We start from the raw sequence: 9,539 nt of genomic DNA, 5'->3' as shown, positions 1-9,539 counted from the left end.
GGCTGCGGTGGGCCTGCCCGACCTGAGCCCTGGCGGTACGGCCACGCGTCCTCCTGTTGGACGGGATCGCCTCATCGCCCGCCACGCCACCGCAAGGTGCCTGTTGAGGGGCGTCAACCAGGAGGTGTGCGGGCGCGGTCCGGTCGCGCCGCCAGGCTCACGATACCGCGGCCCTGCAGGAGTTTCGCCGACAAGACCTACGTGCCGGCCCCCGGTCCCGACGGAGCCGTCTTGGCGGCCTGCGTCGAGCCGGGGCCGCACGAGGGCCCCTGACCCGCCCGGGGCCAGGGCACCATCACCACCACCGAGGAGCACGGATGCACCTGATTCCCTCAGAGCAGGAAAAGCTGCTGCTGAGCGTGGCCGGGATGCTCGCCAGCTACCGCAAGGAACGCGGCATCAAGCTGAACTATCCCGAGGCCGTGGCCTACATCAGCTGCTGGGTCATCGAGGAAGCCCGAGCGGGCAACTACAGCGTCGACCACATGATGAGCGACGCCAACGTTCCCCTGGACAAGCGGAAGGGCGACACCCAAGGCGAGGGAGAGAGTGTCCTCACGACTGACGACGTCATGGAGGGCGTGCCCGAGATGCTCGACATCCTCCAGATCGAGGCGACCTTCCCCGACGGCCGCAAGCTGGTCACCCTCTACGACCCGATCCGCGCCCCGAAGTCGACCCCGAAGTCGGCCCCGATCGCCGCGCCGAGCATCTGAGGACGAACCCATGCCCTACTTCCAGTCGCTGACCACGCAGCCTTTCCCCACGGAGCCTGAGCCGGTCACGTTTCCCGTCACACAGCCTGTCCCCACACCGCCCGGCCCTGGCCAGACGTCCAGACTGCCCCTGCCCAAGCCCTCTGACCTGGCTCCGACCAAGACCTACGACTTTTCTCAGTACAGGGTGGGAGGAGTGTGGGTCAAGGACCCGACCACGAACCACGTGCTCAACTCCCAAGGCGACAAGGCCACTCTCTACGTGCTCAACATCGGTGACCGCGCCATCCAGATCGGGTCGCACATTCACCTGGGCGACGTCAACGAGAACCTGCTGTTCTTCGACGAGGACGGCGCCACCGAGCTCGACGACTTTCTGAAGAACACTCAGGACCGTGATGCGCGGGTCGCCGAGGCCAACCGGTTGCAGCTCGACCGGTCGAAGACGTCGGGGCAGGCCCCCTGGGGATGCCGCCTCGATATCGCTCCGGGGGACTCCGAGCGGTTCAGCCCCGAGTTCGCGCCCAGCGACCCGATCCAGGTTGTCAAGATCGGCGGGCGGCGGCGCGTTCCGGGCCTGAGCAAGGGCAAGACGGACGTCGCCCTCGACTGACAAGGCCCTCGCACACTCAGCTGGAGGAAGTAATGGCGGAAATCCCCCGCGAAAAGTACGCGAGGTCCTACGGCCCGACCGTAGGCGACCAGGTCCGCCTGGGCGACACCAACCTCTGGATCGAGGTCACCGAAGACCTGACCTTCGGCGGCAACGAGGCGATCTTCGGCGGCGGCAAGACCATCCGCGAGTCGATGCTGCAGGGCACCACCACCAGTACGCAGGGCGCCCCCGACACCGTGATCACCAATGTGATCATCCTGGACGTCGCCCCCGCCCAAGAACGGGGAAGCCGCAACGCCATCGTGCGTGCCGATGTCGGTATCAAGGACGGCAAAATCGCCGCGATCGGCAAGGCCGGCAACAGCGACGTCATGGACGGGGTCACCCCCGGACTGGAGATCGGCCCTTCCACGGACGTGATCTCCGGCGAGGGCAAGATCCTCACCGCCGGCGCCGTCGACACCCATGTGCATTACATCTCCCCCTCAGCTGTCATGGAGGCTCTCGCCACGGGGACGACCACTCTGGTCGGCGGCGGCGTGGGCCCCTCCGAGGGATCCAAGGCGACCACCGTGACCCCCGGCCCGCAGCACCTGGTGAACCTGCATCGCAGCTTTGACGACCTACCGGTCAACGTCCTGCTGCTGGGCAAGGGCAACACCGTCAGTAAGGAGGGCCTGGACGAGCAGGCGCTGGCGGGTGCCGGCGGTTACAAGATCCATGAGGACTGGGGGGCCACCCCGGCGGCTCTGGACGCCGCTTTGACGGCCGGGGAGAAGTGGGGTCTGCAGGTCGCCCTGCACGCCGACTCCCTCAACGAGGCCGGCTTCGTCGAGACCACCCTCGCTGCCATCGGCAATCGCGGCATCCACGTCTTCCACGCGGAGGGCGCCGGTGGCGGGCATGCCCCCGACATCCTGAAGGTGGCTGCCAAGGCAAACGCCCTGCCCGCCTCGACGAACCCGACGCTGCCGTACACGGAGAACACCGTGGCCGAGCACATCGACATGCTGGCCTCCGCCCACCACCTGGACCTCCGCAACGCGAACGACCAGGCGTTCGCCGACTCCCGAATCCGCTCCACGACCATGTTCGCCGAGGACGTACTGCACGACATGGGCGCGATGTCCATCACCTCCTCCGACGCCCAGGCCATGGGCCGCGTCGGCGAGGTCGTGACCCGCACCTGGCAGGTCGCGCACGTCATGAAGGAGTGGAGCTACAAGACCTTCAAGGACGCGAACTTCTTCTACCGGGCAGATCAGGGGGAGGGCGACAACGCCCGCGCTCTGCGCTACGTGGCCAAGTACACGATCAACCCCGCCATCGCCCACGGCATCGACGAGTACGTCGGTTCGGTGAAGGTGGAGAAGCTGGCCGACCTGGTGCTGTGGGACCCGCGGTTCTTCGCCGTACGGCCCGAGTTGGTCATCAAGGGCGGCGCCATGGTGCTCGGCAACCTGGGAGACCCGAACGGTTCGGTATCCACCCCGCAGCCCACCTTCCTGCGCCCGGCGATGGCCGCCGCGATCGGCTCCCAGGTGTCCTACTCGTTCGTCTCGGCCAAGGCCCTCAACCCGCCCGGCCCTAACCCGTACAAGAAGTTGAAGGGTAAGGGGGTGTTCAAAAAATCCCTGAAGGACACCCTCGGCCTGCGGCGCGAACTGAAGGGCGCCAAGCCGGTCAAGGGCGTCAAGAAGAAGGACATGGTCTTCAACAGCGAGTGCTTCGAGATCGACATCCACCCGACCAGGTTCAAAATCGCAGTGGAGATCCCAGGGGTCAAGCCGAAGAAGCACGGCCTCACAGAGCACCCGAAACGGAAGGGCTTCTGGTATCTCGACCAGCCGGACCCGCCGAAGAGCCTGCCGCTCACCCAGCGCTATCTGCTGTTCTGAGGCGACCTGTGAGCACCTCCTCACTTCTGCTCGCCCTGTTGGGTGACGCCCGGCTCCCGTCCGGTGGGCACACGCAGTCCGCCGGTCTGGAGCCGGCCTTGCGGGCCGGCATGACATCCGCCGAGGTCCCCGCCTACCTGCATTCCCGCCTCCGCACGGTCACCCGTGTGGAGGCCGGAACCGCCGTCGTCGCACGTGCCGTGGCAGCGGGCGGCCTCGACCTCGCCGAGGTCGAGGCCGCCTGGGCGGCCCGGACCCCCAGCCAGGCGCTGAGGGCCAACGGGCGGCGGCTGGGGCGCGGATATCTGCGCATCCTGCAGGCGCTCTGGCCCGGCCCCGTCGACGCTCGCGCGCGCACTTGGTCGCGCCCGGTCGTGCTCGGCCTGCTCGCCCACCACGCCGGGATGGACCCCGCCGACCTGGCCCGCCTGGTCGGGTACGACGACGCCCAGACCATGACGGCAGCCCTGCTCAAGCTCGATCCGCAAGACCCGCTGCTCATCACCGCGTGGGTGAACGACCTGCTGCCGGACATCGACGAGATGGCCGGTCAGGTCGCCCACCTGCACGCCCCCGAACAGATCCCTGCCCACGGCGCCCCTCTCATCGAGCGCTGGGCCGAGACCCACGACACCACCGCAGAAAGACTCTTCAGTGCCTGAAAACACCACCACCCCCACCCGCGCCATGCGCCTGGGCGTAGCCGGTCCCGTCGGCACCGGCAAGAGTTCACTGATCGCGACGCTGTGCCAGGCCCTCTCCGGCGAACTGCGCCTGGGTGTCATCACGAACGACATCTACACCGACGAAGACGCGCGCTTCCTCAAGAGCGCCGGAGTGCTGGACCCCGAGCGGATCCGCCCGGTGGAGACGGGCGCATGCCCCCACACCGCGATCCGCGACGACGTGACCGCCAACCTACTGGCGGCCGAGGACCTGGAGACCGACTTCGGCCCTCTGGACCTGGTCATCATCGAGTCCGGCGGCGACAACCTCACCGCGACCTTCTCCCCGGCTCTGGTGGACGCCCAACTGTTCGTCCTGGACGTCGCCGGCGGCGGTGACGTCGTACGCAAGGGCGGCCCCGGCATCGCCCGCGCCGACCTGCTCGTGATCAACAAGACCGACCTGGGCGAATACGTGGGCGTGGACGTCGAGCGCATGGTGCGCGAGGGCCACGAGGCCCGCCACGGCGCTCCGGTGGTCGCGCTGTCCCGGCACGACGCAGCGTCCATCCGGATGCTGACCGGTTGGGTCCGCGAAACCCTCGCCCACTACCGCACCGGCGACCACACCCCCGTCGACCCCGGCCCCATGGCCCCGCACTTCCACGCCGGCCAGAACGGCGAAGGCGGTCACACGCACACCCACGCCGACGGCACCACCCACGCGCACGACCAAGCTCCGGCGGATGCTGGGCAGGGCGCGTGACCGGCCCGACCCGCCTGAGCGTCACGACCGAGGACAGCCGCAGCCGCGTCCACCGCGCAACGGGGCACCTGACGGCACGGATCATGGACCAGGACGTCGACGGAGCCCGGGTCGGCCTGATCGCCATTCAGGCGCTGCTGCTGTCCGGTGACGACGTCCGCATCGAGGTCAACGTCGCTCCCGGCGCCTGGCTCGACGTCGTGGAGGCCACCGGCACCGTCGCCTACGAAGGCGACGCGCCGTCGTCCTGGACGATCGACGCCGACGTGGGCGACGGAGGCGTCCTGACCTGGGCGGGCAAGCCGTTCGTCATCTCGGACGAGATCGCCACCCACCGTGGCACGCACATCCGCCTGCACGGCACCGGCAAGGCGCTGATGCAGGAGAAGATCGTGCTGGGGCGCGCCGGGCAGACAGGCGGGGACCTGACCACGTCCCTGGACGCGAGCGACGACACCGGGCCCGTGCAGGTGGAATACCTCGACCTGGGACGGCAGGCCCGTCAGATGCCGGGCATCTTCGGGAGCCTGCAGTCCATGGACACCGTCACCGCCCTGGGATGGACACCCGAGCCCTCCGGTGAACCGGACGCGGGCGGCGCCGGGCCCGGCGAGACCTACTTCCCCCTGGACCGCTCCGGGGCCGTACTGCGGTGGATGGGAATCGGCCGATTCCGTGACCAGCTGTGCGATCCCACCTTCGCAGCCTGGCGCGAGCACGCCATGCGCGACTACCGACGCCAACGCGCTGCACAGCGCCTGCGCCGCGCAGCAGAGCCCGGCCTCGGAGAAGGCGCTTGCGGCCCGGCCGCGGACGCCACGGCATCCACGGCCAGGCGAGACATGCCTGCCCGGCGGTCCGTGGCCCCCTCAGCCTGATGCTCCAGGCCGGACGCCAGCCAACCGACTGGCAGCCGAGGGCGAAGGCCAGCAAGATGCCGCCCGTTCCGGTGCATCAGCAGCACGTTCGTCGGTGCTCCCCCCAGCTTGAGGGGTGCGATGGACGACAGGAAGCCGTGGGGCCGTAACGCACAACTGGTACGAGCGTTCGTCAACCTGCCGTGCAGGCCGCCTACTGAGCGGGGAGCAGCCGAGCTCCGCCGTCTCATACCAACGCGCCAGTGAGCCGTTTCCAACCTCACGCTGACGCGTGGTGAAGGACGAGTACGGCTTTCACGATGTCGGTGATGCGGTTGGTGCTGCAGCGGAGCTTGCGCAGCAGGCGCCAGCCCTTCAGGGTGGCCATGGCCCGCTCTCCGACGCAACGGATCTTGGCGTGAGTGGTGTTGTGTCGTCGCTTCCACTGCTTGAGCCGACGGCCTCGGAACGGGACACGGACGGGGCGTCCGGCGCCCTGGTACGCCTTGTCGGCCCAGCACTTGAGTCCTGCCGCCGCCAGGGCATTGATGATGCCGTGGGTGCGGGCGGCGGTCAGGTCGTGTGTGGAGCCGGGCAGTGCGGGTGAGGCCCACAGCAGCCGGCCGAGCGGGTCCGTGAGGACTTGGACGTTCATCCAGTGTCGTTTGTGTTTCCCGGAGTAGTACGGAGTATCGGCGGCGATCCGGTCGATGGGCAGCAGGGTGCCGTCCAGGATGATGAATGCCTTGGCGCGGGCTGTCGTCATCGCCTCGTCCAGCGTCGGTGCGAGCGCGGCCAGGACGTCGACGGCTTCACGGATGTAGCGGTAGACGGTCGCGATCCCGATGCCGAATCCGGCGGCGAGCTGGGCGTAGGTGTCGCCGCAGCGCAGATGGGCCAGGACGAGCAGGGCTTGCCTCCCGGCCGCGAGTCGCCGCCACCGGGTACCGACCTCCCGTCGCCGGACGACAAGTTGTTCGGCGAGGTACCGCAGGGAACGACTGGACAGATCTATGGACGACGGATAGACAAGCACGGAAGCTCCTGGCGGCACGGATGATCTTGGTCGAGAACCCGTCTACCAGGAGCTTCACCGTTGTGCTGACACGGCCAACTCCCAGTCATCACTGCCAGGTTGGAAGAGGCTCAGTAGTAGCGAGCTTCTCCTTCTTGCGCCAGTAGGAGCGCTTTGCTCGGCAGGAGCCTGAGCAGGTCAGCCGGACCTGTCCGTAAGCACCCCGGGTGAGTGGCGTCCCGCAGACGACGCAGCCGTCCGGTTGGAGGCCCGGGGGATGTCTGCGGCTGGCTGGGGCAGGGGTGGCAGCCCGCGATCGAGGCATCGGTTGATGTAGGCCCAGTGGCTGCAGCGCTTCGAGCAGTAGATCTTGTTGGTGGGGCCGGAGACGAGGGGGGCCTTGGCTTCGTCGGTGTAAGGCGAGAACGGTTGATGCCGAGTTCGGGCAACAGATGTTGATCAAGCGGGTCCAGACAGTCGTCGAGTTCCGAGAACGCCTCGTCGGCGTGTCGGGGCGTGACGAAGACCGATAGATGGCCCCGAGAGCCTCGGCCAATCGAAGCGGATCGAGGCTGCCTTGGGGCGAGTTGTGGTAGGCAGGGTTGCCGCCTGGCTTGAACCTCACGCGGTGTGAGGATGCATCGTGGCTCCATGACCACTTCTGCAACCTGGAAAGTAGGCCGACTCGCGGAGGCCAGCGGACTGACCGTGCGCACGCTGCACCACTGGGACACCATCGGTCTGCTCAGCCCCTCACAGCGCACCACGGGAGGACACAGGGAATACACCGAGGACGACCTCGTTCGTCTCTATCAGGTGCTGGCGCTTCGTAGTCTGGGGCTGGCGCTGGATACCATCGCCGTCTGTCTCGATGCGGGTGTCGATCCGATGCGGCTGGTCCGGGATCACTTGGCGGGTGTTGAGGCGTCCATCTCGGCGCTCGGTGTCCTGCGAGATCGACTCGTGCGGCTCGGTGAGGAGCTGTCGGCTGACCAGGCTCCGGCGGCCACGGCTCTGCTCGATGCGCTGCGGGCGATCGGCGGCACCGGTCCGGAGGGCGAGCACACCCTGGGCCGCCACCTGGATGCCGACGAGATACAGGTCCTGCAAACCCGTGCCGCCGCCCTGGGGCCCGCGATGCATTACCTGCTCGAAGTCGAGTGGCCCGAGTTGTACCGAAGAGCCGAACGACTGCGTGCGGATGGAACTCCTGCAACTGATCAGAAGGTTCGCCGGCTGGTGGCCCGCATGGATGAGCTGAGCGCGTTGTTCACCGGCGGCGATGCCGGTATCTCCGCCGGTGTGAGGGCCGCCTGGCACGACGATCCAGCCGCTATGTCGGGAGACCCCGGTGCTCCGGCCGACGACTGGCGAGAGCTGGCTGAGTATCTGGACCGCGCTCGCCACAGCTCCGCCTGACTCGCGCCTGCTGTGGTCGCCCCTTCATTCCCATGTGCCCCAAGGAGTCTGGTTATGAACCGACGGACCCGTATGCGTATCGCTCTGACCTCAACGGTCCCCACTCTCCTCGCCCTTCCCGTCATCTGTCCCTTGGCCACGGTCGGCGCGGTGCCGTGGGCCCTTCTCCTTGCCCTGCCTGTGGTGCTCGTGGTCCACGCCGCTGTCAACTTCTCCCGCCTGGATCAGAGGCTGTCGAAGGCTCGCTCCGGCCGCCCGAACTCCGTGTGAGCAGACGTAGTCTCCCGCAGTCGCCTCAACTGCCTTCGTTCAGAGCAGTGCAGGTTCTCAGCCCTGGGACTGCTGTTCGGCGCGGGCGCGGGTGGTGGCAAGGCGGTAGGAGTCGGTGCCGGTCTCGATGATGTTGCCGCCGAAAGTGAGGCGGTCGACGATGGCAGCGCAAAGGCGGGGGTCGGTGAAGGTCTTGGTCAGCTTCGTTGCCAGGACGTACTTAACGCGGAAGCCAGCCATCGCGGCCTCGGTGCCGAGGGCAATCAGCAGGTGGGATTTGCCGGTGCCGGAGTCTCCGATGAGGCAGAGGGGCAGGCCCTTCTTGATCCATTCGCACTTGGCGAGGGTGTGGATCATGGCTGCGTCGATGTTGGGGTTGGCATCGAAGTCGAACTTGCGAAGCGACTTGTCCCGGGGGAAGCCAGCGGCTTTGATGCGGCGCTCGGACCGTCGGCGGGCTCGGTCGTCGCATTCGGCCAGGAGGAGCTCGGCCAAGAAGCCGAGGTAGGACATCTGCTCTCGGCCGGCGGTCTCGGCCAGTTCTGGGAACTGGGAGCGGATGGTGGGCAGCCGCAGCATGCGGCATGCCTGGTCGACCGCGGTGGTGGCGGCCTGCTCGGTGAGTCCTCGCTGACGGGGAAGGGACACGGCGTTCTCCTCTATGAATGGGTGGGGCGGTCGGGTCGGCGGAGCCGCAGGAGCTGGTCATAGTGGGCGACGGAGGGTAGGGGCCGCTTGTCGGGCGGCAGAAGGGCCCGGACAGTCGCGGGCAGCGGGGATGTCCTGGTCTGACCGCCGACGGGTGACGACTGCTGAGGCTCCTCGGGATCGGTGTCGGCGTCGGCTGCCTTGCGGGCTTCCAAGGCGACGGCATCGGCGGTCAGGGCGCCGGTCTTCAAGGCCGCGGCGAGGCCGGTGACGAGGTGTTCGTGGGGTAGGTGCTGGCTGAGGAGGAGGACCTCGATCAGGGCCCGGGTGCCGTCGCGTTCACCGTGGGCTTTGACGGCGGCTTCCCACCAGGCGTCGTGCATGGGGGTCCGCCTCGTGCTGAGGGGACTGTCAGGCGCCCACCGGCCGGTACCACGCGGGCACAGTGAAGAGATCACGGTCGACGGTGAGACGGATCCGGTGGTCGCGAAGCTGGGCGTGCGGGTCTCGAACACCAAGTCGAGGCAGGACATGCTCACCCAGGAGCAGCGGGCAGCACTCGCTGAGCTGGGCGTCTACTGACGTTGTCGCCGTGATGTCGTCAGGGTGAGGCCGGTTTCGGCGAGGCATCCGTTGATGAGGTTGCTGCGGTACTGGATCTGGCGGAGA

General features: G+C 67.8%; 12 protein-coding genes. 9 read left to right on the top strand and 3 right to left on the bottom strand.

Translation table 11 applies throughout. The features are described 5' to 3' along the window. The first annotated feature begins 317 nt into the window (after positions 1 to 317). The 6 genes from ureA (at position 318) to ACWD35_RS43580 (ending at position 5,539) form a co-directional block, all read left to right on the top strand. Entirely contained in the window at positions 318 to 716 is a 399-nt protein-coding gene (ureA, locus tag ACWD35_RS43605; RefSeq protein WP_451356880.1) for an urease subunit gamma, read from the top strand. A gap of 196 nt (positions 717 to 912) precedes the next feature. Further along, complete coding sequence (locus ACWD35_RS43600) at positions 913 to 1,329, top strand: urease subunit beta (protein ID WP_451356879.1); 417 nt, start codon at positions 913 to 915, stop codon at positions 1,327 to 1,329. A gap of 32 nt (positions 1,330 to 1,361) precedes the next feature. After that, the gene (ureC, locus tag ACWD35_RS43595) at positions 1,362 to 3,230 is read left to right on the top strand and encodes an urease subunit alpha (RefSeq protein ID WP_451356878.1); all 1,869 of its coding nucleotides are present in this window, start codon (positions 1,362 to 1,364) and stop codon (positions 3,228 to 3,230) included. 8 nt (positions 3,231 to 3,238) lie between these two features. Beyond that, the gene (locus tag ACWD35_RS43590; RefSeq protein WP_451356877.1) at positions 3,239 to 3,892 is read left to right on the top strand and encodes an urease accessory protein UreF; all 654 of its coding nucleotides are present in this window, start codon (positions 3,239 to 3,241) and stop codon (positions 3,890 to 3,892) included. A 25-nt stretch (positions 3,893 to 3,917) separates the two neighbouring features. Then, entirely contained in the window at positions 3,918 to 4,661 is a 744-nt protein-coding gene (gene ureG, locus ACWD35_RS43585; protein ID WP_451356881.1) for an urease accessory protein UreG, read from the top strand. Continuing rightward, entirely contained in the window at positions 4,658 to 5,539 is an 882-nt protein-coding gene (locus ACWD35_RS43580) for an urease accessory protein UreD (protein ID WP_451356876.1), read from the top strand. The genes ureG and ACWD35_RS43580 overlap by 4 nt, the downstream gene beginning before the upstream one ends. Positions 5,540 to 5,798: 259 nt before the next feature. Here the strand turns inward: ACWD35_RS43580 and ACWD35_RS43575 are convergent, their stop codons facing one another. Beyond that, entirely contained in the window at positions 5,799 to 6,554 is a 756-nt protein-coding gene (locus ACWD35_RS43575) for a transposase family protein (protein WP_451356875.1), read from the bottom strand. Between the two features lie 630 nt (positions 6,555 to 7,184). Here ACWD35_RS43575 and ACWD35_RS43570 point away from each other — a divergent pair. Together ACWD35_RS43570 and ACWD35_RS43565 are read left to right on the top strand one after the other, a co-directional pair. Continuing rightward, positions 7,185 to 7,952 carry a MerR family transcriptional regulator gene (locus ACWD35_RS43570; protein ID WP_451356874.1) on the top strand — a complete coding sequence of 256 codons (768 nt, stop codon included), beginning with the start codon at positions 7,185 to 7,187 and terminating at the stop codon, positions 7,950 to 7,952. A gap of 54 nt (positions 7,953 to 8,006) precedes the next feature. After that, positions 8,007 to 8,222 carry a hypothetical protein gene (locus ACWD35_RS43565; protein ID WP_451356873.1) on the top strand — a complete coding sequence of 72 codons (216 nt, stop codon included), beginning with the start codon at positions 8,007 to 8,009 and terminating at the stop codon, positions 8,220 to 8,222. Between the two features lie 57 nt (positions 8,223 to 8,279). Here ACWD35_RS43565 and ACWD35_RS43560 read toward each other — a convergent pair whose 3' ends face one another. Both ACWD35_RS43560 and ACWD35_RS43555 read right to left on the bottom strand, forming a co-directional pair. Beyond that, positions 8,280 to 8,870 carry an ATP-binding protein gene (locus tag ACWD35_RS43560; protein WP_451356872.1) on the bottom strand — a complete coding sequence of 197 codons (591 nt, stop codon included), beginning with the start codon at positions 8,868 to 8,870 and terminating at the stop codon, positions 8,280 to 8,282. Between the two features lie 11 nt (positions 8,871 to 8,881). After that, on the bottom strand, positions 8,882 to 9,253 hold the full coding sequence (locus ACWD35_RS43555) for a hypothetical protein (RefSeq protein ID WP_451356871.1): 372 nt from the start codon (positions 9,251 to 9,253) through the stop codon (positions 8,882 to 8,884). Here ACWD35_RS43555 and ACWD35_RS43550 point away from each other — a divergent pair. Continuing rightward, the gene (locus tag ACWD35_RS43550) at positions 9,252 to 9,452 is read left to right on the top strand and encodes a hypothetical protein (RefSeq protein ID WP_451356870.1); all 201 of its coding nucleotides are present in this window, start codon (positions 9,252 to 9,254) and stop codon (positions 9,450 to 9,452) included. The two genes, ACWD35_RS43555 and ACWD35_RS43550, sit on opposite strands and share 2 nt — an antisense overlap. Positions 9,453 to 9,539 lie beyond the last annotated feature (87 nt).

It is taken from the genome of Streptomyces sp. NPDC002671 (assembly GCF_053592475.1).
This window is presented reverse-complemented; position numbering and strand designations above follow the sequence as displayed.

Bases quoted from the DNA above. Each gene is read 5' to 3' on its own strand.
- ureA (WP_451356880.1), top strand. From the start codon at position 318: ATGCACCTGATTCCCTCAGAGCAGGAAAAGCTGCTGCTGAGCGTGGCC.
- ureC (WP_451356878.1), top strand. From the start codon at position 1,362: ATGGCGGAAATCCCCCGCGAAAAGTACGCGAGGTCCTACGGCCCGACC.
- ureG (WP_451356881.1), top strand. From the start codon at position 3,918: ATGCGCCTGGGCGTAGCCGGTCCCGTCGGCACCGGCAAGAGTTCACTG.
- ACWD35_RS43570 (WP_451356874.1), top strand. From the start codon at position 7,185: ATGACCACTTCTGCAACCTGGAAAGTAGGCCGACTCGCGGAGGCCAGC.
- ACWD35_RS43565 (WP_451356873.1), top strand. From the start codon at position 8,007: ATGAACCGACGGACCCGTATGCGTATCGCTCTGACCTCAACGGTCCCC.
- ACWD35_RS43550 (WP_451356870.1), top strand. From the start codon at position 9,252: ATGGGGGTCCGCCTCGTGCTGAGGGGACTGTCAGGCGCCCACCGGCCG.
- ACWD35_RS43555 (WP_451356871.1), bottom strand. From the start codon at position 9,253: ATGCACGACGCCTGGTGGGAAGCCGCCGTCAAAGCCCACGGTGAACGC.